We start from the raw sequence: 22,620 nt of genomic DNA on the forward strand, positions 1-22,620 counted from the left end.
TGTTAGTCAGAATCCGTCGGTAGCCTTGGCTTTCTCGCGCGCCGCATCCTTGGTGACAATCCCCTTGGTCACCAGATTCTTCAGACACATATCGAGGGTCTGCATGCCGAGGTTGCCGCCGGTCTGGATCGCTGAGTACATCTGCGCCACCTTGTCCTCGCGGATCAGGTTGCGGATAGCCGGGGTACCGATCATGATCTCGTGGGCCGCCACCCGGCCACCACCGATCTTCTTCAGCAGGGTCTGGGATACCACGGCGGTGAGGGATTCCGACAGCATGGAACGCACCATCGACTTCTCTTCGCCAGGGAATACGTCAACCACGCGGTCAATGGTCTTGGCCGCCGAGGTAGTGTGCAGGGTGCCAAACACCAGGTGGCCGGTTTCTGCGGCAGTCAACGCCAGACGGATGGTTTCCAGGTCGCGCATCTCGCCAACCAGGATGATGTCCGGGTCTTCCCGCAGGGCCGAGCGCAGTGCTTCGGCAAAGCCCAGGGTATCGCGGTGCACCTCGCGCTGGTTGACCAGGCACTTCTTCGACTCGTGAACGAATTCGATCGGGTCCTCGATCGTCAGAATATGCTGGTACTTGGTGTTGTTCAGGTAATCGAGCATCGCCGCCAGGGTGGTCGACTTGCCCGAACCGGTGGGCCCGGTGACCAGTACCAGGCCGCGCGGCACATCGGAAATCTTCTTGAACACATCGCCCATGCCCAACTCTTCCATGGTCAGCACCTTGGAAGGAATGGTCCGGAACACTGCACCGGCGCCACGATTCTGGTTGAAGGCATTGACCCGGAAACGCGCTACGCCAGGCACTTCGAAGGAGAAGTCGGTTTCCAGAAACTCCTCATAGTCCTTGCGCTGTTTGTCGTTCATGATGTCGTAGATCAGCGCATGCACCTGTTTGTGGTCCATGGCCGGCACGTTGATGCGGCGTACATCGCCATCGACGCGGATCATGGGTGGCAATCCTGCCGACAGGTGCAGGTCCGACGCGCCCTGTTTGGCGCTGAAGGCTAACAGCTCGGTAATATCCATAGGGTTCCCCATTGCGTCCTGCAAGCATGTAGAATGCCGGCAGTGCCACTGGTCATGACAAGGTTCTCGGTCAGCTAATGTCCACGATAGCAGAGAATATTGCAAACGTTCGCCGTCAGCTTCAACGCGCCGCACATAGTGCCGGGCGATCAGCAGACAGCCTGACACTGGTGGCGGTCAGCAAGACCCGCCCGGCCGGGGATATCCGTGCGGCCCATGCCTGCGGCCAAACGCATTTCGGCGAGAACTACCTGCAGGAAGCCCTGGAAAAAATCGCCGAGCTGAGAGACCTGCCGCTGATCTGGCATTTCATCGGGCCGATCCAGTCAAACAAGACCCGGGCGATTGCCGAACATTTCGACTGGGTGCACAGCGTTGACCGTCTGAAAATCGCCGAACGCCTGTCGGCCCAGCGCCCGGCGTCACTGCCCCCACTGAATATCTGCCTGCAGGTAAATATCAGCAATGAACCCAGCAAGGCCGGCGTATCGCCAGCCGAACTGCCTGAGCTGGCCGCCGCCGTGGCCGCCCTGCCGAACCTGCGTTTGCGTGGCCTGATGGCGATCCCCGCCCCAGCCAGTGACAGCGACTCACGCCGCGCACCACTACGTGCCTTGCATGAATTGCTGGAATCGCTGCCACTGCCGCTCGACAGCCTGTCGATGGGCATGAGCGACGACCTGGTCGAGGCGGTGGCCGAGGGTGCCACCCTGGTGCGCATCGGCACGGCGATCTTCGGTGCCCGCCACTACCCGAACTCATCCACCCCGCAAGGACATCCGCAATGACTGCTCCCCGCATCGGTTTTATCGGCGCCGGCAATATGGCCAGCAGCCTGATCGGTGGCATGCTGCAGCAAAACTTCAAACCGGCCCAGCTGCTGGCCAGTGACCACAACCCCGAACAGTGCCAGCGCATCGCCCGCCAGTTCGGCATCAGCAGCAGCACTGACAATGCCGTGCTGGCAGCCGACTGCGATGTGCTGCTGCTGGCGGTCAAGCCGCAGGTGATGCGCGAGGTCTGTCAGGCGCTGCCCGCGATGCGTAAACCGGGACAACTGGTGATCTCGATTGCCGCCGGCATCGACTGTCGCAGCCTGAGCCGCTGGCTCGGTGAAGACACACCGCTGGTTCGCTGCATGCCGAATACCCCGTCGCTGTACCGTCAGGGCGTCAGCGGTCTGTATGCCACGCCGTCAGTCAGCAATGCACAGAAACAGCTGACCGAGGCAATCTTCAATGCCGTGGGCATCAGCCTGTGGCTGGATCAGGAAAGCCAGATAGACGCCGTGACTGCCGTGTCCGGCAGCGGCCCGGCGTATTTCTTCTACCTGATGGAAGCCATGATCAATGCTGGCGAACAACTCGGCCTGAACCGCGATACTGCCGAGCGACTGACCCTGTTCACCGCCCTCGGCGCCGCCGAAATGGCGGTACAGAGTGAGGTTGACGTGGCCGAACTGCGCCGCCGGGTGACCTCACCGGGCGGTACCACCGAGCAGGCTATTGGCAGCTTTACCGCCGACCAACTGCCGCAAAGCATCGCCCGCGGCATGCAGGCGGCCGCCCGACGGGCAGGGGAACTGGCGGAACAACTGGGAGACAAGGCATGAACAACAGTCTTGGAATGGCCGCCATCTATGTAGTGCAGACCCTTGGCGGACTCTATGTACTGGTGGCGCTCCTGCGCTTTTTGCTGCAGACCGCGCGCGCGGATTTCTACAACCCGATCTCGCAATTCGTGGTACGCGCCACCCAGCCGCTGCTGGCACCGCTGCGCCGGGTAATTCCGGGGTTTGGCGGGCTGGATCTGGCATCCCTGGTGCTGACCCTGCTGGTGCAGATGCTGGTGCTGGCGATCATCTTCCTGCTGGCTATTGGCAGCCTGCCGAATATCCTGCAACTGCTGGTGTGGTCGATGGTGGCGGTGGTAGCGCTGCTGACCAAGGTGTTCTTCTTTGCGCTGATCATCAGCGTAATCCTGTCCTGGGTAGCGCCGGGCAGTCGTAACCCGGCCGCACTGCTGGTGCATCAACTGTGCGAACCCTTACTGACCCCGATCCGCCGTATCCTGCCTAACCTTGGCGGTCTCGATCTGTCGCCAATCTTCGGTTTTATTGCCCTGCGGCTGGTCGACATGCTGGTAGTCGCCGAACTGGCCAAAGCCACCGGCATGCCACCGGGACTGACGCTGGCGCTCTGAACTCTGCCGCCCGACACTCCTGCATGGTCACTGAAGCACGGCAACGCCGGGCAACGATCTGTGACCGGCGGCCGGTTGCAGGTGCCGGGCCGGCTCTTTAGACTGGCGCATCGACTGCCGTCAGCTCCTTGCAGTCCAAGGGTTTGTCAGAGGAAAACGCTCCCCGATGTCCAGCTATCCGATCGATTCAGTAGGCCTGGTCACGCCGCAGCGCATGGCCTTCAATACGCCGCTGCCGCTGGCCTGTGGCAAGTCGCTGGCGGAATACGAACTGGTCTATGAAACCTATGGCGAACTGAACGCCAGCGCCAGCAACGCCATACTGATTTGCCATGCGCTGTCCGGGCACCATCATGCCGCCGGCTACCACAGCGAGGATGAACGCAAACCGGGCTGGTGGGACAGCTGCATCGGCCCCGGCAAACCAATCGATACCCGGCGCTTCTTCGTGGTCAGCCTGAACAACCTCGGTGGCTGCCACGGCTCCACCGGCCCCTCCAGCGTCAATCCGCAGACCGGCAAACCCTGGGGCGGCAGCTTTCCGGTGGTCACCGTAGAGGACTGGGTACACAGTCAGGCACGCCTCGCCGACGCCCTCGGCATTCGCCAGTGGGCGGCCGTGGTGGGTGGCAGTCTGGGCGGCATGCAGGCGCTGCAATGGGCGATCAGCTACCCCGAGCGAATCCGCCACTGCGTGGCGATTGCCACCGCACCCAAACTGTCGGCACAAAACATCGCCTTCAACGAGGTGGCCCGTCAGGCAATTCTCACCGACCCGGACTTCCATCACGGCGAGTACAACGCCTTTGGCGTGATCCCCAAGCGCGGCCTGATGCTGGCACGCATGATTGGCCACATCACCTACCTGTCAGACGATTCGATGGGCGCCAAGTTTGGCCGTGAACTGCGCAGCGAACGCCTGAACTACGACCTGACCAGTGTCGAATTCCAGGTCGAAAGCTACCTGCGCTACCAAGGTGAGGAATTCTCCGGGCGCTTCGATGCCGACACCTATCTGTTGATGACCAAGGCGCTCGACTACTTTGACCCGGCGGCCCGACATGACGGCGATCTGGCAAAGACCTTCGCCGCTGTGCAAGCCGACTTCATGCTGATGTCCTTCACCACCGACTGGCGCTTTTCACCGGCGCGCTCGCGGGAGATCGTCAACGCCCTGCTGGCAGCACGCAAGGGGGTCAGCTATCTGGAAATCGAAGCCGCCCAGGGCCATGACGCCTTCCTGCTGCCAATCCCGCGCTACCTGCAGGCCTTTACCGGCTATATGAACCGAATCGAGGTGGACTGATGGCCCTGCGTGCCGATCTGCAGATCATCCAGCAGTGGATCAAACCCGACAGCCAGTTGCTCGACCTGGGTTGCGGTGACGGCGAACTGCTTGCCTACCTGCACCAGCACAAGCGGGTGCAGGGTTACGGCCTGGAAATCGATGCCGACAAGATCGCCCGCTGCATCGAGCGTGGCGTGAATGTCATCGAACAGAACATGGACCAGGGGCTGGACAACTTCGCCGATCGCAGCTTCGACACAGTCGTGATGACCCAGGCGCTGCAGGCGGTGCATTACCCGGATCGCATCCTCGAGGACATGCTGCGTATCGGTCGCGAGGCGATCCTGACCTTCCCCAACTTTGCCCACTGGCGCTGCCGGCTGTATCTGGGACTCAAGGGGCGCATGCCGGTGTCGGAATTCATGCCCTACACCTGGTACAACACGCCCAATATCCACTTCTGTACCTTCAAGGATTTCGAGGACCTGTGCCGCAACCGGCAGATTCGCATCCTTGATCGCCTGGTGGTCGACCAGACCCACCAGAGCAACCGCTTCAATAGCCTGCTACCAAACCTGCTGGGTGAAGTGGCGATCTACCGGGTAACCCGCTGAACGAGGAAACACCATGTTGCGTGCCCTGATTCTGAGCCTGTTGCTGCTGCCGCTGGGTGCGCTGGCGCAACAGGAAACCCGCATTGGCGGGCTGACCGTCTACCACAACACCTTCAACAGCAGTTACCTGCAGCCGGAGATTGCCGCTGGCGCCGGACTGGTGCGTGGACCGCGGCATGGCGTGGTGACCCTGGCCGTGCACCGTGATGGCAAGCCGGTCGATGCGCTGCTGCAGGGCCAGGTGACCAACCTGCTGTCGCAGACCACACCGCTGCAGTTCATCCGCATTGAAGAAGGCGAGGCGGTGTATTTCGTCGCCAACTACACGGCCGCCCAGCGCGGCCTGCTGCGCTTCGAGGTGAAGATCCGCGCCGATGCCAACGCCCCGGAGCAGGTGGTGCGTTTCCAGCAGGAGTTCCATCCGGATGAGTGAACTGCCATTCCGCCAGCTGGTGCTGGCCAGCAACAATGCCGGCAAGCTCAAGGAACTGCAGGCGATGCTCGGCGCGCATGTCGACGTATTGCCGCAACGCCAGTTCACCGAGGTGGAAGCGGTCGAGGATGGCCTGAGCTTTATCGAGAACGCCATTATCAAGGCCCGCCACGCCGCCCGTGCCTCGGGCCTGCCGGCGCTGGCCGACGACTCCGGGCTGGCGGTGGACGTACTGGGTGGCGCCCCCGGTATCCACTCGGCGCGCTACGCCGGTGGCGGCGGGGATGCCGCCAACAACGCCAAGCTGCTGGACAGCCTGCGCGGGGTGCCGGATGCCGAGCGCGGGGCGCGCTTTATCTGTGTACTGGCGCTGGTGCGGCATGCCGACGACCCGCTGCCGATCATCTGCGAAGGCCAGTGGCCCGGTCGCATCCTGCATGCCCCGCAGGGTGACCAGGGCTTCGGCTATGACCCGCTGTTCTGGGTGCCGGAAACCGCCTGCAGCAGCGCTGAACTGCCGGCCGACCAGAAGAACCGCCTGAGCCACCGCGCCCGCGCCATGGCCGAGCTGCGCCAACGACTGGGCCTGGCGTGAAGCAACCACCGCTGGCCGCCTATGTGCATATCCCCTGGTGCATCCGCAAATGCCCCTACTGTGACTTCAACTCCCACGCGGCCGGGGCGCAGCTGCCGGAAGCGGACTATATCGATGCGCTGATTGCCGATCTGGACCAGCAACTGGGCGCTGGCGAGTCGCGCGAACTGGTGTCGATCTTCTTTGGCGGCGGCACCCCCAGCCTGTTTTCCGCCGCCAGCCTGGATCGTCTGTTGCAGGCCATGCAGCAACGCCTGCGCTTTGCCAGCGATATCGAGATCACCCTGGAAGCCAACCCCGGCACCTTCGAGCAGGCCAAATTCGCCGATTACCGGCGCGCCGGGATCAATCGCCTGTCGATCGGCATCCAGAGCTTCAATCCGCAACAGCTGAAGGCGCTGGGCCGCGTGCACGACGACCATGAAGCGCTGGCAGCGGTGGACATGGCGCGCCGCGCCGGTTTCGACAATCTCAATCTGGACCTGATGCACGGTCTGCCGCAACAGACCCTGGAGCAGGCCATGGCGGACATCGAGCAGGCGCTGGCACTGGCCCCCGAGCACCTGTCCTGGTACCAGCTGACGCTGGAGCCGAATACCGTGTTCTACAGCCAGCCTCCACAATTGCCGGAGGACGACATCCTCTGGGATATCCAGGAAGCCGGGCAGGCCCGACTGGCCGAAGCCGGGCTACAGCAGTACGAGGTGTCCGCCTATGCCCGCGACCAGCGCCGGGCGCGGCACAACCTCAATTACTGGCAGTACGGCGACTTTATCGGTATCGGTGCCGGCGCCCACGGCAAGCACACCCACAGTGACGGGCGCATCGAACGCTACTGGAAAACCCGCCTGCCGAAGGACTACCTCGACCCGGCCAGAGCCTTCCGCGCCGGCAACCGGATACTCGCGCAGGAAGAACTGGCCTTCGACTTCCTGATGAACGCCCTGCGCCTGGTCGACGGCGTGCCCAGCCACTGGTACAGCGAGCGCACCGGCCAGCCGATCGAGCAGATCGCCAGCCAGCTCGACGCCACCGTCAGTCGCGGCCTGCTACAACCCTGGCACCAGCAGCTGCGCACCAGCGAGCGCGGCCAGCTGTTCCTGAATGACCTGTTGCAGGGGTTTCTGTAGGGAAACGCTGATCAATTGCAGAGAGTTTTCTGAACGCGGTAACCGATGACCTGTTCTGGACCGTCGATGCCCTGGACGGGCATCGCCGAGCTTACAGGGATGTATTTACAGCGTGTCCAGAACAGGCCATCGGTTGCTGCGTTGGCACATTAGCTATTTGATCAGCTTCCCAACAGCCGCTTGCCGCATGCCGCCAGAAGCTTCAAGCTTGCAACTCACCCCACCTGCCAGCGAGGCCGCCATGACTCCGTTTCTGTTTGCCACCACCGCCCAGATTCTCTGCGAGGCCGGCAGTGCCGTGCGTCTTGGGGCGTTGTGCCGGGAACGCGGCGCGCGCCGGGTGCTGATCGTCACCGACCCGGGCATTACCCGGCTGGGCATGCTGGATGCGGTACTGCCTGGCTTTGCCGAGGCCGGCGTCGCGGTGGAAGTGTTCGATCAGGTTGTGGCTGATCCGCCGGAGGCCGTGGTGCTGGCCGCCGTAGCCCAGGCCCGGGTGCTGCAGGCTGACCTGCTGGTCGGCTTCGGCGGCGGCAGCTCGATGGATGTGGCCAAGCTGGTAGCCCTGCTGGCGCATCCACAGTGCAACCAGCAACTGGCGGATATCTACGGGGTTGGCAACGCCAAGGGCCAGCGCCTGCCACTGATCCAGGTGCCGACCACCGCCGGTACCGGCTCCGAGGTCACGCAGATCTCCATTATCACCACCGGCGAAACCACCAAGACCGGCGTGGTCTCGCCGCTGCTGCTGCCGGATCTGGCGCTGCTGGATGCCGACCTCACCCTCGGGCTGCCGCCGGCGGTCACCGCCGCCACCGGTATCGATGCCATGGTGCATGCGATCGAGGCCTACACCAGCAAGCTGAGAAAGAACCCGCTGTCGGACATGCTGGCGCGCGAGGCCCTGCGCCTGCTGGCGACCAATCTGGATGAGGCGGTGCACAACGGCAGCAACCGCGAGGCCCGTCAGGCCATGCTGCTCGGCGCCCTGCTGGCCGGCCAGGCGTTTGCCAACGCCCCTGTGGCAGCGGTACATGCGCTGGCCTATCCGCTTGGCGGGCATTTCCACATCCCCCACGGCCTGTCGAATGCCCTGGTGTTGCCAGCGGTGATCGCCTTCAACGCACCGGCCGCCGAGAATCTGTATGCCGAACTGGCGCCGCTGCTGGTGCCCGACCTGCAGCCGGGCAGCAACGCCCGACTGACCGAGCAGCTGGTCGCCGCACTGGCCGAACTCAGCCCGCGCTGCCAGCTGCCCAGTCGCCTGCGCGACGCCGGCGTTCCCGAGGACAGCCTGCCGATGCTGGCGCGCGACGCCATGCTGCAACAGCGCCTGCTGGTCAACAACCCGCGTGCACTGGCCGAGGCCGATGCGCTGGCAATCTACCGGCAGGCTTTTTAGCCTCAGCTATGCAACCAGTAGGTGACCAACAGCAGCAGCAACAGCAGTGGCATCACGCTGGCGACAAAGCGGCCATTCCAGCCAAACGCCACCCGCCATGGCTGCTCGCCGCTGTAGCGCGCCAGGATCAGGGTCGAGGGCCCGAACGGCGAAAAGATCATCGCCAGCGAAAAGCCGCACATCAGTCCCACCGCCGGCGTCATGATCGGCACCCCGAGCAGCGCCAGCTGGGACAGCAGACCGGCGACTAACGACAGCGAGACAATCGGCGCCACACCAATCACCGCCAGGCTGATGGTACTGAACAGGCTGAGCACCGCCAGCAGCAGGTTGTAGCGAGGCGACTGCGCCAGCCAGGCAGCGAACTGCTCCAGCGGCAACAGCGTACCCAGCGCCCCGCCAAGCAGCGCCGCACAGCCGAAGATAAACATTTCGTTGTGCATGCTGCGCATGTTCTCGCCAATCTCGCGCAGCGCCGTGGTCATCGAGCGCTCGCGCCACAGCAGGTAGCCAAGCACCCCCACCGGCACCAGCACCATGGCCGCCTGCGAGGCGCTCAGCGCGGTGCGCGAGGAGAGCAGGGCGACAGCCGCCAGCCCCAACAGACTGCCCAGCAGCAGACCGCGCATGCCCTCGGCGCGACTGCTGTCGCCGATGCTGTCACGCAGTGCCAGCAGCCCGCGGGTCTCGCGACGCCAGCCAACCAGAATCATCAGGGCAGCCGCCACCGCGCCGTAGGGCAGCATGCTCAGCCAGTCCAGTTTCGGCATTTCCCGTGAAATGATTGCAATGGTCACACTGGTCGGCGCCAGCAGCGGCACCAGGGCAAAGCCGCGCAGGGTAGTGACCATCACGCTGCGCAGGCCCTCACGGCGCTGCTGGTCGCTCAGCGGATAGCGCTTGAGGTGCTGTACCAGGGTGCCGCACAGCAGGTTCATCATGCCGAAGTTGAGGATCGAGCCGATGCTGCCGGCGGTCAGCACATAGCGCGGATAGAGCACCACCTTGGAGCCGGACAGCAGCGCCTTGTGCAGCTCGCGCAGTTGCGGCAGGCGCACCGCCAGTAGCTGCATCAGCCCCAGTGCACCGAGGAAACTGGTGTAGTAAGCAGCCGAGGAGGCCAGCCGTGGCCACAGTTCCAGACCGCTGCGCGGGCTGGCCAGCGCCGCCAGCAACACCCCCAGGGTGATGATACCGAGCCAGCGCGGGTAGGGGTTCAGCCGGCTGAAGTAGCGCAGGAAGTAACCAACAAAGGCCGCCGCCGCCAGCCAGCTGAACAGCGGCCAGCCGGCCAGCAGGGCCAGCAGCTCAAGGGCAACGCCAAGGGGCAGCAGGGCGGCCAGCATGGTTCAGGGCAGGTCCCTGCGCAGGGCGCCCTTCTTGAACACGCCCTCGCCAAAACCAACCAGCCGGTCATTTTCGTCCAGCAGATCGCAACTGGCCATGAATACCTTGTGCCCGGCGCTGCGGCAGCGCGCCACGGCCCGCAGGCGACTACCGAGCCCGGCGGTGGCGGAGAAATTGACATTCATCGACAGGGTGATGGCGACCCGGCGCTCGTCCGGATTGGCGGCCCAGGTACCGCACAGGCCCATGGCAATATCCAGCAGACTGGCAGTGACGCCGCCATGCAGGTTGCTGGCATTGTTCAGGTGGCGCTCGGTGAGTGTCAGGGCCACCACCGCATGGCCTTCGGCATATTCGGTCAGCTCACAGCCCAGATCCTGAAAAAATCCGGTTACTGTGCGTTCCACCTGCCGGCGTTGTTCGTCTGTCACGGACACCTCGTCTTCAACTTCACTACACTGGAGCCTGGTTGCAGCAGCCCTGACGCATCCGTGGTATTGACTGCGGTATTTCGCAAAACCGCGTCAGTATGCCACAGGCAATACCGTTGTGCGGAATGCCATTCCGGATCATTGCCGGTAAACTTGCGTCATCTTGGGCCAGGATTTAATCTCGACCAGTTATTAACGAAACACTGTTTCGCTAAGCGAAACTCCCAATTGACCGAGGAGAATGCGCATGTTCAACCGGATCGGCGTCATCGGCGCCGGCGCCATGGGTCGCGGCATCGCCCAGCTGTTCGCCAGCAGCGGTGCTCAGGTACAACTGTTCGACACCCGCGCCGAGGCCATCGACGAAGCCCTCGCCTTCAACCGCAACCTGCTTGAACGCAACCTGGCCAAGGGCAAGCTGTCGCAACAGGACTTCGATGCCACAGTGGCGCGCATGCTCAAGGCCACCAGCCTGAGCGAGCTGAAGGACTGCGATCTGGTGATCGAGGCGATCGTCGAGCTGCTTGAGGTCAAGCAGAACCTGCTCCGCGACCTGGAAGCCATTGTCAGCGCCGATTGCCTGCTGGCGACCAACACCTCCTCACTCTCGGTGACCCGCATTGCCGCCGGCTGCCAGCGCCCCGAACGGGTCGCCGGCTTCCACTTCTTCAATCCCGTACCACTGATGAAGATTGTAGAAGTGGTTCGCGGTTCACGCACCGAAGAGCGCTATATCGACGGGCTGGTGAAACTGGCCGAGCAGGCCGGTCACTTCGCGGTGATCACCCCGGACACCCCCGGCTTCCTGGTCAACCATGCCGGCCGTGCCTTTGGTACCGAAGCCCTGCGCATGCTCAGCGAAGGCGTTGCCACACCGCAGCAGATCGACCGCATCCTGCGTGATGGCCCGGGCTTTCGCATGGGACCCTTCGAGCTGTTCGACCTGACCGGTCTGGATGTATCGCATGCAGTGATGGAATCGGTCTACGAACAGTTCTACCACGACCCGCGCTACACCCCGTCGTTCATCGCCGCCCAGCGGGTCGCCGCCGGTCTGCTGGGGCGCAAGACCGGTCAGGGCTTTTACCGCTATGAGGACGGCCAGAAAATCGAGCAGCCGGAATCGGCCGCCGCCACCGTGCTGATCAACCGGCCGTTCTGGCTGGACAGCCAGGATGCCGGGCTGCGCAATCAGGTCTCGGCGGTACTGAGCGCCGCCGGCGCCAGCCTGGAAAACGGCGCCGAGCCCAGCGCCAATGCCATCTGCCTGGTCACCCCGCTGGGCGAGGACTGCACCAATCTGGTCAGCCGCCTTGGCCTGCCGGCCGAGCGCACAGTGGCGCTGGACTGCTTCGCCAGCTGGGACAAGCGCCGCGTGCTGATGCGCAACCCGGCAAGCAGCGCCGAGCTGGTCGCCCAGGCCCGTCAGGCGCTGGCTGCCGATGGTGTGCCGGTGGAGGTGATCAACGACTCGCCCGGTTTTGTCATCCAGCGGCTGATCGCCAGTGTGGTCAACCTTGGCTGCGAAATCGTGCAGAAGGGCATCACAAGCCCGGACAGCATCGACCGCGCCATCCAGCTGGCGCTGGGCTACCCCAAGGGCCCGCTGGCCTTCGGCGAGCACTACGGCACGCCGCGCATCCTTGAGGTGCTGAACAACCTGCAGGCGGTGTATGGTGAGCCGCGCTACCGACCCAGCCCCTGGCTGCGCCGTCGCGTGCAGCTGAACCTGCCACTGACCACCCCGGATTCCCAGGAGTAATGCCATGACAGCCTATATCTATGACGGTTTGCGCACCCCCTTTGGCCGCCACGCCGGCGCGCTGGCCAGCGTGCGCCCCGATGACCTGCTGGCCGAAGTAATACGTGCGGTGGTCAGCCGCAATGCCTTCGAGCTGTCGGCCTACGAGGACGTGGTGATGGGCAACACCAACCAGGCCGGTGAGGATGCGCGCAACCTGGCGCGTCACGCCGGTCTGCTGGCCGGTCTGCCGCCGCAGGTGGCCGGGGTCACGGTAAACCGCCTGTGCGGTTCGGGCCTGGCGGCCATTCTGGATGCCGCGCGGGCGGTCAAGGCCGGCGAAGGCGAGCTGTTCATCGCCGGCGGCGCCGAGAGCATGAGCCGTGCGCCCTTCGTCATCGCCAAGAGCGAAAGCCCCTACTCGCGGGAATTCCGCGCCTTCGACAGCACCATTGGCGCGCGCTTCCCGAATCCGAAGGTGGAAAAGCAATACGGTGACGACACCATGCCGCAGACCGCCGACAACGTCGCCGCCGATCTGGGTATCAGCCGGGCCGAGGCCGATACCTATGCCGCGCGCAGTCAGGCGCTGTACGAGAAGGCGCGTGCCGAGGGTTTCTTCGACGCTGAAATCCACCCGGTTGAAGTCTCCCAGGGCCGCAAGAAACCGGCCAAACTGGTCGACAAGGACGAGCACCCGCGTCCCGACAGCGATCTGGCTGCACTGTCCGGCCTGCGTCCGCTGTTCGAGGGCGGTGTGGTTACCGCAGGCAACGCCTCGGGCGTGAATGATGGCGCTGCTGCGCTGATCCTTGGCAGCGAGGCGATCGGCCAGACGTATGGCGTCAAGCCGCGTGGGCGCATCCTTGCCGGTGCCGTGTCCGGTGTCGAGCCGCGGGTGATGGGTCTGGGTCCGGTGGAGGCCTGCAAGAAGGCGCTGGCACGTGCCGGCCTGAGCCTTGAGCAGATGGATGTGATCGAGATCAACGAGGCCTTTGCCTCGCAGGTACTGGGCTGCTGCAAGCAACTGGGCATCGCCTTCGACGATCAACGCCTGAACCCGAATGGCGGCGCCATCGCCGTCGGCCACCCGCTGGGCGCCTCCGGCGCGCGCCTGACCCTGACCGCCCTGCGCCAGCTGGAACGTACCGGCAAGCGCTATGCACTGGTCAGCCTGTGCATCGGTCTGGGCCAGGGTGTGGCGGCGGTGATCGAGCGGCTGGATTAACGCTTATCAGGACTTTGAAGCACTGAACTAAACAAGTTCTGTGCAGGCTCGATTGCCAGTACCCGGTTCCTGACACGCCGCAAGTACATCCATGTAGGCTCGCGTCCAGCCATCCCTGGCTGGACACGGTCAGGAACCGGGTACTGGCAACCGACCGGATGACTACCTTGCTGGCGTCAAGAAAAGCTTGAACGACTTCAATCCAAGCATTGGCGTCATCCAGCCTGAACTGGACCTTGTGACATTCAGCCTATAACCTTCAGGCTACCTCCCTAACCGCACGGCGATTATCCGCATGCAGTCAAGCTCCAATCCCTTCGAATGGCTCGGCAGTGCCCTGGGTACGATTATCCGGGTGGTGCTGGACAGTCTGGTCTGGCTGTTCGAGATTCTCAGCAGTGCCAGCTCATCCTTCGTCAACGGTTTTGCCCGGGCACTGGGCGTGAGCAATGATCTGCTGACCATTGTCGCGGTGCTGCTCGGGCTGTTTCTGATCTACCTGGGCGTACGGCGCTTTCTGCGCAAGCGCTGGGTTGGTGGCGTCATCTGGGTGCTGCTTGGCCTCTGGCTGCTGAGTGCACTGATCCGCTGAACCACGTCCCCTTACCTCAACCACCTACTGCAGGAGTCGACCATGGGATTTGCCTTTAGCAACGACATGCAACTGAGCAGCAGTGCCTTTGCCGATGGTGCTGCGATTGATGCCAGGCACACCGGTGAAGGCGTTGATCTATCCCCGGCACTGAGCTGGGACAATCCGCCCGCTGGCACCAAGGGCTATGCGGTAATCTGCCACGACCCGGATGCACCGCTGATTTCCGCCAACGGCACCTACGGCTTCGTGCACTGGGTGCTGTACAACATCCCGGCTTCGGTCAATGCATTGACCGAGGGCTGCGGCGATTTCACCCAGGGCAAGAACGACTTCGGCAAGCTGGGTTATAACGGTCCGCTGCCGCCGCCAGGCCATGGCCAGCACCGTTACTATTTCTGGGTGATCGCGCTGGATGCCGAACTGGACCTGCCGGCCGGCCTGAGCCTGTGGCAACTGCTGGAGAAGATCGAGCCGCACGCGCGGGCGATGAACCGTCTGGTCGGCACCTACCAGCGCGGTTGAGGCTATTCAGGCGTCTGGACAACCCGACAACGGATCACTCGTTATCGGGTTTGCCCATGGCTGACTGGATCAGCACACCCTTCACTGCCCGGCAATCCGCTGGTGCAGCTGGCGTGACAGTTGTGCCAGGCGCTCCCCTAGCTGGCTGAGTTCCTGCTGCGCCGACAGCAACTCGCCGCTGGCCTGGCGCTGTCGCTGGGTTGCCGCACGTTGCTGACCGCTGAACTCACGCACTTCAATCAACTGGCCGTGGGCCATGTCGAGCTCCTGCTGCTGGCCGGCAATCGCCTCGGCCAGGATCCGGGTCACATCGGCATTGGCCTGCAACGCAGCACCGGCGCTGGCTACCTGGGTAACCCCGGTGGCCACCGTGGCATGCGATTCGCCCAGCACCTGCTGCACGGTATCAGCGGTCTGGTTGCTGCGCTGTGACAAGTTGCGCACCTCGTCGGCAACTACCGCAAAACCACGGCCCTGCTCACCGGCACGCGCCGCCTCGATGGCCGCGTTGAGTGCCAGCAGGTTGGTCTGCTGGGCAATCGCGCTGATCATCTGCATCGACTCGTCGATCCGCTGGTTGCTCTGACGAATCGCCTGCATGCTGGCCTCGGCCTCGTTCATCTGGCTGGCGCACTGCTGGATCTGCCGACTGCTGTCGCCGGTCTGGCGGTTCAGCTGCTGCATCTGTGTAGCGCTCTGCGCCAGCTGGTTCAGCACCTGTTCCACCGACTGATCAAGCAACTGCATGGTCTCGGCCTGCTGGCTGCTGTCGGCATCAATCGCCTCGCAGCGCTGACGCACACCAGCCAGAGTCTGTTCCAGCTGGGCGGCCATCTGCAGCAAATTGCCCGCGCTGTCGCGCACCTCGTCCACCAACAGCTCCAGCTGCTGCTCCTTGAGCACCACCTGCTCACTGGATGAACGCGCTTCCTGAACGCTTTGTTCGGCCTCTGCCAGCGCCAGATTGCGTTGGCGCGCGTTGAACCACTGGGCTACCCAGACCGTCAGCAGCGGCAACAGGAAACCCGAATAGGTATTGATCATGTCGTCCTTCGGGCTCAGTTCAAACATTGGCATTGCTGCGCCACTGCGATCCAGCCGGATCAACCAGATCATGAAAATCGCCGAGATCACCGCCCAGAACACTCCGCTTCGCGGGCTGACCAGCAAATAGGCAAGCACGATCAGCACTGCCGGCCAGTAAATGTGCGCCGACTGCAGTCCGCCCAGCTGATAGACCAGTGACAGGCCGTAACTGAAGGCAAATACCAGATAGACGTTACTGATCATCTCCAGACTGAGCCGGCCGCTGCGCAGTAATAACAGAACCACCACAGTGCCAGACCCCAGAAACAGCGAGCCGGTAGCCAGAGCATCGTTGCCCAGCCGGCCCCACTTGATCCCGCTATAAACAGCTATCAAAAGGCTGAGAAGTGAGGAAAAAACAATGATGCGTGCGAGCATCAGCTCCGATGGCCGCACTATGGAGGGAGGAATGAAGAGTCCAAAGAAGCCCTGCTGCTGCATACCGCTATCCCCGCTGTGGCGTTCGGTGCAGGCGGTAAAAAGCATACCCCCTTCCGGACTGATTGTTTGGTGCCAGTATCGACAAAATCAGGACTGTCTCTAAGCGTCAAAAATGACATTTAATAAGACAAAGGCGTCATACCAGCAGAAAACCCGACAAAGATAAGGCTGTGTCGGCAAATACCGCATGGGGTAGTCAGGACAGTCGGGGACTACAGCAACTCACGCAGCCTGTGCCAGAGCATACCCAGCGCCAGAAACTGCGAGCGGAACAGCCGCCCACCCGGGAAGGTCAGGTGCGGCACCCGGGCAAACAGCTCGAAGCCACCGCCAGCCTGCCCGGTGATGGCTTCGGCCAGCAAACGGGCCGCCAGATGGGTGGCATTCACCCCGTGTCCGGAATAGGCCTGGGCATAGAACACATTCGGCTGTTGCGGCAACTGGCCGATCTGCGGCAGCCGGTTGGCGCCAATACCGATCATGCCGCCCCACTGGTAGTCGATGCGTACATCCGCCAGCTGCGGGAACACCTTGAGCATCTTCGGCCGCATATAGCCGGCGATGTCTGCCGGATCGCGTCCCGAATAGTGACAGGCGCCGCCAAACAGCAGGCGCCCGTCAGCCGACAGACGGTAATAATCCAACGCCACCCGCTGGTCACACAGCGCCATATTCTGCGGAATCAGGCTTCGCGCCCGCGCCGCGCCAAGCGGCTCGGTGGCGACGATATAGCTGCCGGCCGGCAGCACCTTACCGCCCAGCTGCGGCTGCAGATCCTGAAGGTAGGCATTGCAACCAATCACCAGTTGCTTGGCCAACACACAGCCGCCGGCAGTATGCACCCGCACTGTCGGGCCATAGTCAATCGCCGTCACCAGCGACTGCTCGAACAACCGCACCCCCAGTTGCTGCGCCACCCGCGCCTCACCCAGTGCCAGCTTCAGCGGGTGCAGGTGCCCGGACCCCATATCGATCAGACCGCCCACATAGGCCTGCGAACCAACCACCTGATGCATATCCTCGCGATCCAGAAGTCGCAGCTCGGCCTGATAACCCAGACCGCGCAAATCCTCCAGCTCCTCGCGAAAGCCCTGCAGATGCTGCGGCTTGTTGGCCAGGTCGCAGTAGCCCCAGACCAGATCGCAATCGAGGGCATGCTGCTCGATCCGCCGGCGTACTATCTGCACCGCCTCCAGGCCCATCTGCTTGAAGGCCAGCACCCCCTCACGCCCAACTACCGGCTCGAACCGCTCAACATCGTGGCCGACCCCGCGAATCAGCTGGCCGCCATTGCGCCCACTGGCCCCCCAACCAATTCGCCGGCCCTCCAGCAACACCACCGACAGCCCGCGCTCAGCCAGCTCAATGGCGGTATTCAAGCCGGTAAAACCACCGCCAATGATGCACACATCCGCCTGCTGCTCGCCGGCCAGTGCCGGCAGGGGGTCGGGCAGCTGGACGCTGGCGGCATACCAGGAAGGGGCGTGGTGCTCTGAGTGACTGGCGGGCATGGGGCTACCTGTTTGCAAATATCAACAGTGTGTCAATGAAATTTGACATCAGGATACCCGCTGATTCTCGTCCGGTACAGGCAACTCAAGGGTTTCGCGAATTTCCTCCATGACGATATAGCTCTTCGACTCGCGCACCCCGGGTAGCTTCAGCAGAATATCGCCAAGCAGCTCACGGTAGGCGGCCATCTCGGAAATCCGCGCCTTGATCAGGTAATCGAAATCGCCTGACACCAAATGACACTCCAGCAGGTGTGGCAAGCGGGTTACCGCGCGGCGAAACTCGTCAAAGATATCCGCCGACTTGGACATCAGGCTGATCTCGACAAATACCAGCAGGTTGGCCTCTAGCTTCTGCGGATTCAGCCGGGCGGTGTAACCAAGAATAAACTTTTCCCGCTCCAGCCGGCGCACCCGTTCCATGCACGGAGTGGTCGACAGCCCGACCCGCTCACCCAGTTCAACCCAGGAAATCCGCCCCTCGCGCTGCAGGATGCGCAGTATCTGGCGGTCAATACGATCCAGCTCGCGACTGGAGGCTCTGCGGGTTTTCATGGGATTTCACCAGCGATTGAATATTTACCGGAAGAATAGCCAAGAATGCTCTTATAAACGGGAAATTGCACTGGCTGTGTGCTTTTACAATGGAGATATCGTCCTCCAAGGCTTGCTGATCAATTGCAGAGATATTCAGGGGCGCGGTAACCGGTGACCTGTTCAGGACCGTCGATGCCCTGGATGGGCATCGCCGAGCGTACAGGGATGTATTTACAGCGTGTCCTGAACAGGTCACCGGTTGCTGCGCTTGCACACAACCGAATTGATCAGCATGCCCTGGATAACACACAGGCACGGCCAACCGTGCGGGAGCAGCAGTCATGCAGGTTATGGTTCTTGGTGGCGGCGTCATCGGCATCACCAGCGCCTGGTATCTGGCCAAGGCCGGACATCAGGTCACCCTGATCGAACGCCAGGCCGGCCCGGCACTGGAAACCAGCCACGCCAACGCCGGCATGATCTCACCCGGCTATTCGACCCCCTGGGCCGCCCCCGGCATCCCGCTGAAAGCCATCAAATGGCTGCTGTCGCGTCATGCCCCGCTGGCCATTCGCCCGACCACCGACCCGGCACAATACCGCTGGATGCTGCAAATGCTCGGCAATTGCAACCAGGCCCATTACGCGCGCAACAAGGAACGCCTGCTGCGGCTGGCCAGCTACAGCCGCGACTGCCTGCAGCAACTGCGTGAAGACACCGGCATTGACTATGAACAACGCCAGCTCGGCACCCTGCAGCTGTTCCGCAGCCAGCAGCAACTGGACGCCGCCGCCCGCGATCTGGCCGTGCTGGAAGACTGCGGCATACCCTATGAGCTGCTTGATGTGGCCGGCTGTACACAGGTCGAACCGGGGCTGGCCGCCAGCCGGGTGTCACTGGCCGGCGGCTTGCGCCTGCCCCGCGACGAAACCGGCGACTGCTATCTGTTCACCACTCGGCTGGCCGAGCAGTGCCGCGCGCTGGGCGTGGAGTTTCGCTACAACAGCCGGATTCAGTCGCTGACCGAAGACGGCCAGAGAATCACCGGGGTGCGTGTCGATGACCGACTGCTGCAGGCCGATGCTGTGGTGCTGGCGCTCGGCAGTTATTCACCGCAACTGCTGGCTCCGCTGGGCATGCATCTGCCGGTATATCCGGTGAAGGGCTACTCGCTGACCCTGCCGGTGGCAAATGCTGGCATGGCACCGCAATCCACGGTGATGGATGAAAGCTACAAGGTGGCGGTGACCCGCTTTGCCGAACGGGTACGGGTCGGCGGCATGGCCGAACTGGCCGGCTTTGATGCGACCCTGCGGCCGGCACGCCGGGCAACCCTGGAAAAGGTGGTGAATGAGCTGTTCCCGCTGGCCGGCGATGCCGGGCAGGCAGAGTTCTGGTGCGGCTTCCGCCCGATGACCCCGGACAGCACGCCGGTAGTCGGCAGCACCCGCTTGCGCAACCTGTTCCTCAACACTGGCCACGGCACCCTCGGCTGGACCATGGCCTGCGGTTCCGGGCAATTGCTGGCCGACCTGCTGGACGGCCGCCGCCCGGCCATCCGCCATCTGGATCTGGGCATCAGCCGCTATGCGCGCCAGCCGGCAACGGCGCTACCGAAACGGCCATTGTCGGCACACTGAAAACATGCCTACAGGCAACACGGAGTGAGGCAGCTCGATTGCCGATGGCGGGTGCCGGACCGTGTCCAGCCAGGGATGGCTGGACACGAGCCTACAGGGACGTACTTGCGGCGTGTCCGGAACCTGCCATCGGCAATCGAGCTCGCCAGGGCAACACTGATCAAATAGCTTCTGCGACAACCGGTTCCCCGTTCTGGACACGCTGTAAATACATCCCTGTAAGCTCGGCGATGCCCGTCCAGGGCATCGACGGTCCAGAACGGGGCACCGGTCGTCGCGTTCCTGATACCAGTGAGTTTGATCCGTGTTATCCCAAGTAACAGCCCTCCCCGAACCCTTGCCGGTCTGCTAGGCTGGCAGCCTTCAACGCCCCGGTGAACCTGCCCCATGCGCCCAGCCCACGCCCTGATCGACCTTGATGCCCTGCGCCACAACTACCGACTGGCCCGCCAGCTGGCGGGGTCGGCGCGGGCGTTGGCGGTGATCAAGGCAAATGCCTACGGGCACGGCGCGATACAGGCCGCGCAGGCGCTCAGCGGTGAGGCTGACGGTTTTGCCGTGGCCTGCATTGAAGAGGCACTGGAATTGCGTTCGGCGGGCATTCAGCAGCCAATCCTGTTGCTTGAGGGCTGGTTCGAGGCCGACGAGCTGCCACTGCTGGCCGAGCACCGGCTGTGGAGCGTGGTGCACCAGCATGAGCAGTTGCAGCAGTTGCTTAAGGCACGCCTGCCGACGCCGCTGCAGGTATGGCTGAAACTGGATTCGGGGATGCACCGCGCCGGCTTTGCGCCGCCGGAATATCCACAGATCTGGCGCCAGCTGCAGGCCAGTGATCAGGTCGCCGGGCTAACCTGCATCAGCCACTTTGCCCGCGCCGATGAACCCGACTGCGGCGCCACCGAGCGCCAGCTGGCTTGTGTCAGCCAGACCCTGGACGGACTCTCGGCCACCTCGCTGAGCCTGAGCAATTCCGCCGGGGTGCTGGCCTGGCCGCAGGCTCACAAGCATTGGGTACGCCCGGGCATCATGCTGTATGGCGCCAGTCCCTTTGCCTTTGAGCAGCCAGCGGCCGCGCGCTTGCGCGCCGTGATGAACCTCGACTCGCGGATCATCGCTACCCGCGAGCTGCCGGCCGGCGAGCCAATCGGCTACGGCGCACGCTTTGTCACCCCCCGCCCGACCCGGGTCGGCGTGGTCGCCATGGGCTATGCCGATGGCTATCCGCGGCACGCTCCGGACGGCACCCCGGTGCTGGTCGAGGGCCAGCGCAGCCATCTGATCGGACGGGTGTCGATGGACATGCTGACGGTGGACCTGACCGATCTGCCGCAGGCCGGGATCGGCTCGGCGGTGCGCCTGTGGGGAGAGGGGCTGAGCGCCGACGAGGTGGCGGCGCATGCCGGCACCATTGCCTACCAGCTGTTCTGCAACCTGAACCGGGTAGCGCGCCGCTATCGCGGCTGATCCGTTGAAAATTCTGCACAGCCGTGCAATGATCCAGCCCATCTGGCCGCTATGGCCAAGCCTGTCCAGGTTATCCGGTGCAGGCCGACCTGCTGGTGGCCTGTTGCTGACACGCTGTAAACCCATCCCTGGGAGCTCGGCGATGCCCGTCCAGGGCATCGACGGTCAGCAACAGGCCACCAGCAGGCCGGCTGTCCAGCTCCGCTGAGTAACCAGGGCCATCACCGGAGGATTCCACATTTGGACGTTGGCGCCCGCCTCAAGACCATTCGTAAACTCAAGGGCCTGTCCCAGCGTGAGCTGGCCAAGCGCGCCGGAGTGACCAACAGCACCATTTCGATGATCGAAAAGAACAGTGTCAGCCCCTCGGTGAGCTCGCTGAAAAAGGTGCTGGGCGGTATTCCGATGTCGCTGGTGGAGTTCTTTTCGCTGGAGCTGGAGCCGGATACCCAGCGCAAGGTGGTGTACCGCGCCGATGAACTGCTGGATATCGGCTCCGGTGAAGTGACCATGAAGCTGATCGGCAAGGCGCACCCGAACCGGGCGCTGGCGTTTCTCAGCGAGACCTATCCGCCGGGCACCGACACCGGACCGGACATGCTCAACCACGAAGGTGAAGAAGCCGGCATGGTGGTCAGCGGGCGTCTGGAACTGACCGTGAGTGGCGAGGTGTTCATCCTGGAAAGCGGTGACAGCTACTACTTCGAGAGCAATCAGCCGCACCGTTTCCGCAATCCCTTTGAACAGCCCTGCCAGCTGATCAGCGCCACCACCCCCGCCAACTTCTGAGTTCTACTGCGGCGGATACCCGGACAGGATCCTCTGCACCAGGCTGCGCAGCATACGCTCGCGCTCCTGCGGCGAGGGCGAACGCTCGGGCAGCAGCATGCGGTCACTGCCGCGCCAGACCAGCTCATCACTGGCCGCGTCGATCAGGTCGATCTGCAGGGTCGCTTCGCGGCTGTTGATACTGCGGGTTTCGCTGATCACCGGGCCACCGGCCCAACCGCCACCCCAGTAACCACCCAATGCCATGCCGTGACTGATCACCACCTTTTCCTCGCGCGGCTCGACAATCAGATGGGTCCGCACCCGCAGGCTGCCCGGCTGGCCCTCGGCGGCGGGCAACACGCCACGCTGCAACAGCTGGTCAGCCACTGCCTGCATGATGCGCTGGCGGGTCAGGTCGCTTTCCACCCGCGGGTCATCCGCCGGGCTGAAGCTGACCGCCGGCTCGGCCCAGCTCCAGCTGGTGTAGGCGAGGAAACTGCGGCTGGTATCGAAATCCTGTTCCACCGGACTGGTCTGGCAGCCTGTCAGCCACAGCAGGGACAGCAACATCAGAAAGCTACGCATGGAAACCTCCAAAGCC

At 63.3% G+C, this 22,620-nt stretch carries 23 protein-coding genes; 16 read left to right on the forward strand and 7 right to left on the reverse strand.

Annotated elements, in window-relative coordinates; translation table 11 throughout:
* Positions 1–6: 6 nt before the first annotated feature.
* Positions 7–1,041, reverse strand: coding sequence for a type IV pilus twitching motility protein PilT (locus tag BMZ23_RS09065; RefSeq protein WP_093475789.1), 1,035 nt, complete (start codon positions 1,039–1,041; stop codon positions 7–9).
* Positions 1,042–1,118: 77 nt separating this feature from the next.
* Here BMZ23_RS09065 and BMZ23_RS09070 point away from each other — a divergent pair, with 77 nt between their 5' ends.
* The 9 genes from BMZ23_RS09070 to BMZ23_RS09110 all read left to right on the forward strand — a co-directional run bounded on the left by BMZ23_RS09070 (position 1,119) and on the right by BMZ23_RS09110 (position 8,705).
* Complete coding sequence (locus tag BMZ23_RS09070) at positions 1,119–1,829, forward strand: YggS family pyridoxal phosphate-dependent enzyme (protein ID WP_093475791.1); 711 nt, start codon at positions 1,119–1,121, stop codon at positions 1,827–1,829.
* Positions 1,826–2,653: a pyrroline-5-carboxylate reductase gene (proC, locus tag BMZ23_RS09075; protein WP_093475794.1), complete on the forward strand. Its 828-nt coding sequence runs from the start codon at positions 1,826–1,828 to the stop codon at positions 2,651–2,653. Before BMZ23_RS09070 ends, proC begins: the two co-directional genes overlap by 4 nt.
* Positions 2,650–3,243: a YggT family protein gene (locus tag BMZ23_RS09080; RefSeq protein WP_245748169.1), complete on the forward strand. Its 594-nt coding sequence runs from the start codon at positions 2,650–2,652 to the stop codon at positions 3,241–3,243. The genes proC and BMZ23_RS09080 overlap by 4 nt, the downstream gene beginning before the upstream one ends.
* 166 nt (positions 3,244–3,409) lie before the next feature.
* Positions 3,410–4,549: a homoserine O-succinyltransferase MetX gene (gene metX / locus BMZ23_RS09085; RefSeq protein WP_093475797.1), complete on the forward strand. Its 1,140-nt coding sequence runs from the start codon at positions 3,410–3,412 to the stop codon at positions 4,547–4,549.
* A 5-nt stretch (positions 4,550–4,554) separates the two neighbouring features.
* On the forward strand, positions 4,555–5,145 hold the full coding sequence (gene metW / locus BMZ23_RS09090; RefSeq protein WP_093475928.1) for a methionine biosynthesis protein MetW: 591 nt from the start codon (positions 4,555–4,557) through the stop codon (positions 5,143–5,145).
* A gap of 13 nt (positions 5,146–5,158) precedes the next feature.
* The gene (locus BMZ23_RS09095; RefSeq protein WP_093475800.1) at positions 5,159–5,578 is read left to right on the forward strand and encodes a DUF4426 domain-containing protein; all 420 of its coding nucleotides are present in this window, start codon (positions 5,159–5,161) and stop codon (positions 5,576–5,578) included.
* Positions 5,571–6,173, forward strand: a complete 603-nt coding sequence (gene rdgB / locus BMZ23_RS09100) for an RdgB/HAM1 family non-canonical purine NTP pyrophosphatase (protein WP_093475803.1) — start codon at positions 5,571–5,573, stop codon at positions 6,171–6,173. Before BMZ23_RS09095 ends, rdgB begins: the two co-directional genes overlap by 8 nt.
* Positions 6,170–7,303, forward strand: coding sequence for a radical SAM family heme chaperone HemW (gene hemW, locus BMZ23_RS09105; protein ID WP_093475806.1), 1,134 nt, complete (start codon positions 6,170–6,172; stop codon positions 7,301–7,303). Before rdgB ends, hemW begins: the two co-directional genes overlap by 4 nt.
* A 241-nt stretch (positions 7,304–7,544) precedes the next feature.
* Positions 7,545–8,705, forward strand: coding sequence for an iron-containing alcohol dehydrogenase (locus BMZ23_RS09110; protein ID WP_093475931.1), 1,161 nt, complete (start codon positions 7,545–7,547; stop codon positions 8,703–8,705).
* 2 nt (positions 8,706–8,707) lie between these two features.
* Here the strand turns inward: BMZ23_RS09110 and BMZ23_RS09115 are convergent, their stop codons facing one another.
* A complete protein-coding gene (locus BMZ23_RS09115; RefSeq protein WP_245748170.1) occupies positions 8,708–10,051 on the reverse strand; it encodes a hypothetical protein in 1,344 nt (447 codons plus the stop codon).
* A gap of 3 nt (positions 10,052–10,054) precedes the next feature.
* Complete coding sequence (locus BMZ23_RS09120) at positions 10,055–10,489, reverse strand: PaaI family thioesterase (protein ID WP_425431682.1); 435 nt, start codon at positions 10,487–10,489, stop codon at positions 10,055–10,057.
* A 241-nt stretch (positions 10,490–10,730) separates the two neighbouring features.
* On the opposite strand from BMZ23_RS09120, the gene BMZ23_RS09125 reads away from it, so the two are divergent.
* From BMZ23_RS09125 to BMZ23_RS09140, 4 genes are all read left to right on the forward strand, one after another.
* A complete protein-coding gene (locus BMZ23_RS09125) occupies positions 10,731–12,245 on the forward strand; it encodes a 3-hydroxyacyl-CoA dehydrogenase (RefSeq protein ID WP_093475813.1) in 1,515 nt (504 codons plus the stop codon).
* 4 nt (positions 12,246–12,249) lie between these two features.
* A complete protein-coding gene (locus BMZ23_RS09130) occupies positions 12,250–13,452 on the forward strand; it encodes a 3-oxoadipyl-CoA thiolase (RefSeq protein ID WP_093475816.1) in 1,203 nt (400 codons plus the stop codon).
* Positions 13,453–13,747: 295 nt separating this feature from the next.
* The gene (locus tag BMZ23_RS09135) at positions 13,748–14,044 is read left to right on the forward strand and encodes a hypothetical protein (RefSeq protein WP_093475818.1); all 297 of its coding nucleotides are present in this window, start codon (positions 13,748–13,750) and stop codon (positions 14,042–14,044) included.
* A 42-nt stretch (positions 14,045–14,086) separates the two neighbouring features.
* Entirely contained in the window at positions 14,087–14,569 is a 483-nt protein-coding gene (locus BMZ23_RS09140; RefSeq protein ID WP_093475822.1) for a YbhB/YbcL family Raf kinase inhibitor-like protein, read from the forward strand.
* A gap of 81 nt (positions 14,570–14,650) precedes the next feature.
* Here BMZ23_RS09140 and BMZ23_RS09145 read toward each other — a convergent pair whose 3' ends face one another.
* The 3 genes from BMZ23_RS09145 to BMZ23_RS09155 form a co-directional block, all read right to left on the reverse strand.
* Positions 14,651–16,141, reverse strand: coding sequence for a methyl-accepting chemotaxis protein (locus BMZ23_RS09145; RefSeq protein ID WP_093475825.1), 1,491 nt, complete (start codon positions 16,139–16,141; stop codon positions 14,651–14,653).
* A 167-nt stretch (positions 16,142–16,308) separates the two neighbouring features.
* Positions 16,309–17,607 carry an NAD(P)/FAD-dependent oxidoreductase gene (locus tag BMZ23_RS09150; RefSeq protein WP_093475828.1) on the reverse strand — a complete coding sequence of 433 codons (1,299 nt, stop codon included), beginning with the start codon at positions 17,605–17,607 and terminating at the stop codon, positions 16,309–16,311.
* A gap of 48 nt (positions 17,608–17,655) precedes the next feature.
* Positions 17,656–18,162 carry an Lrp/AsnC ligand binding domain-containing protein gene (locus BMZ23_RS09155; RefSeq protein ID WP_093475831.1) on the reverse strand — a complete coding sequence of 169 codons (507 nt, stop codon included), beginning with the start codon at positions 18,160–18,162 and terminating at the stop codon, positions 17,656–17,658.
* A 323-nt stretch (positions 18,163–18,485) separates the two neighbouring features.
* Here BMZ23_RS09155 and BMZ23_RS09160 point away from each other — a divergent pair, with 323 nt between their 5' ends.
* The 3 genes from BMZ23_RS09160 (at position 18,486) to BMZ23_RS09170 (ending at position 22,037) form a co-directional block, all read left to right on the forward strand.
* A complete protein-coding gene (locus BMZ23_RS09160; RefSeq protein ID WP_093475834.1) occupies positions 18,486–19,784 on the forward strand; it encodes a D-amino acid dehydrogenase in 1,299 nt (432 codons plus the stop codon).
* Positions 19,785–20,171: 387 nt separating this feature from the next.
* Positions 20,172–21,248, forward strand: coding sequence for an alanine racemase (gene alr / locus BMZ23_RS09165; RefSeq protein WP_093475837.1), 1,077 nt, complete (start codon positions 20,172–20,174; stop codon positions 21,246–21,248).
* Positions 21,249–21,488: 240 nt separating this feature from the next.
* Positions 21,489–22,037: a cupin domain-containing protein gene (locus BMZ23_RS09170; protein ID WP_093475840.1), complete on the forward strand. Its 549-nt coding sequence runs from the start codon at positions 21,489–21,491 to the stop codon at positions 22,035–22,037.
* 3 nt (positions 22,038–22,040) lie between these two features.
* Here the strand turns inward: BMZ23_RS09170 and BMZ23_RS09175 are convergent, their stop codons facing one another.
* Entirely contained in the window at positions 22,041–22,604 is a 564-nt protein-coding gene (locus tag BMZ23_RS09175) for a DUF4136 domain-containing protein (protein ID WP_093475843.1), read from the reverse strand.
* Between the last annotated feature and the right edge of the window lie 16 nt (positions 22,605–22,620).

It is taken from the genome of Halopseudomonas yangmingensis (assembly GCF_900114825.1).
GTDB lineage: Bacteria > Pseudomonadota > Gammaproteobacteria > Pseudomonadales > Pseudomonadaceae > Halopseudomonas > Halopseudomonas yangmingensis.

What these genes read in the sequence shown, in the direction of transcription:
- rdgB (WP_093475803.1), top strand. Translation starts at nt 5,571, where the DNA reads ATGAGTGAACTGCCATTCCGCCAGCTGGTGCTGGCCAGCAACAATGCC.
- BMZ23_RS09095 (WP_093475800.1), top strand. Translation starts at nt 5,159, where the DNA reads ATGTTGCGTGCCCTGATTCTGAGCCTGTTGCTGCTGCCGCTGGGTGCG.
- BMZ23_RS09125 (WP_093475813.1), top strand. Translation starts at nt 10,731, where the DNA reads ATGTTCAACCGGATCGGCGTCATCGGCGCCGGCGCCATGGGTCGCGGC.
- BMZ23_RS09065 (WP_093475789.1), bottom strand. Translation starts at nt 1,041, where the DNA reads ATGGATATTACCGAGCTGTTAGCCTTCAGCGCCAAACAGGGCGCGTCG.
- BMZ23_RS09110 (WP_093475931.1), top strand. Translation starts at nt 7,545, where the DNA reads ATGACTCCGTTTCTGTTTGCCACCACCGCCCAGATTCTCTGCGAGGCC.
- BMZ23_RS09130 (WP_093475816.1), top strand. Translation starts at nt 12,250, where the DNA reads ATGACAGCCTATATCTATGACGGTTTGCGCACCCCCTTTGGCCGCCAC.
- BMZ23_RS09145 (WP_093475825.1), bottom strand. Translation starts at nt 16,141, where the DNA reads ATGCTTTTTACCGCCTGCACCGAACGCCACAGCGGGGATAGCGGTATG.
- BMZ23_RS09080 (WP_245748169.1), top strand. Translation starts at nt 2,650, where the DNA reads ATGAACAACAGTCTTGGAATGGCCGCCATCTATGTAGTGCAGACCCTT.
- BMZ23_RS09150 (WP_093475828.1), bottom strand. Translation starts at nt 17,607, where the DNA reads ATGCCCGCCAGTCACTCAGAGCACCACGCCCCTTCCTGGTATGCCGCC.
- metX (WP_093475797.1), top strand. Translation starts at nt 3,410, where the DNA reads ATGTCCAGCTATCCGATCGATTCAGTAGGCCTGGTCACGCCGCAGCGC.
- BMZ23_RS09135 (WP_093475818.1), top strand. Translation starts at nt 13,748, where the DNA reads ATGCAGTCAAGCTCCAATCCCTTCGAATGGCTCGGCAGTGCCCTGGGT.
- BMZ23_RS09160 (WP_093475834.1), top strand. Translation starts at nt 18,486, where the DNA reads ATGCAGGTTATGGTTCTTGGTGGCGGCGTCATCGGCATCACCAGCGCC.
- BMZ23_RS09155 (WP_093475831.1), bottom strand. Translation starts at nt 18,162, where the DNA reads ATGAAAACCCGCAGAGCCTCCAGTCGCGAGCTGGATCGTATTGACCGC.
- BMZ23_RS09140 (WP_093475822.1), top strand. Translation starts at nt 14,087, where the DNA reads ATGGGATTTGCCTTTAGCAACGACATGCAACTGAGCAGCAGTGCCTTT.
- alr (WP_093475837.1), top strand. Translation starts at nt 20,172, where the DNA reads ATGCGCCCAGCCCACGCCCTGATCGACCTTGATGCCCTGCGCCACAAC.
- BMZ23_RS09115 (WP_245748170.1), bottom strand. Translation starts at nt 10,051, where the DNA reads ATGCTGGCCGCCCTGCTGCCCCTTGGCGTTGCCCTTGAGCTGCTGGCC.
- BMZ23_RS09175 (WP_093475843.1), bottom strand. Translation starts at nt 22,604, where the DNA reads ATGCGTAGCTTTCTGATGTTGCTGTCCCTGCTGTGGCTGACAGGCTGC.
- proC (WP_093475794.1), top strand. Translation starts at nt 1,826, where the DNA reads ATGACTGCTCCCCGCATCGGTTTTATCGGCGCCGGCAATATGGCCAGC.
- BMZ23_RS09070 (WP_093475791.1), top strand. Translation starts at nt 1,119, where the DNA reads ATGTCCACGATAGCAGAGAATATTGCAAACGTTCGCCGTCAGCTTCAA.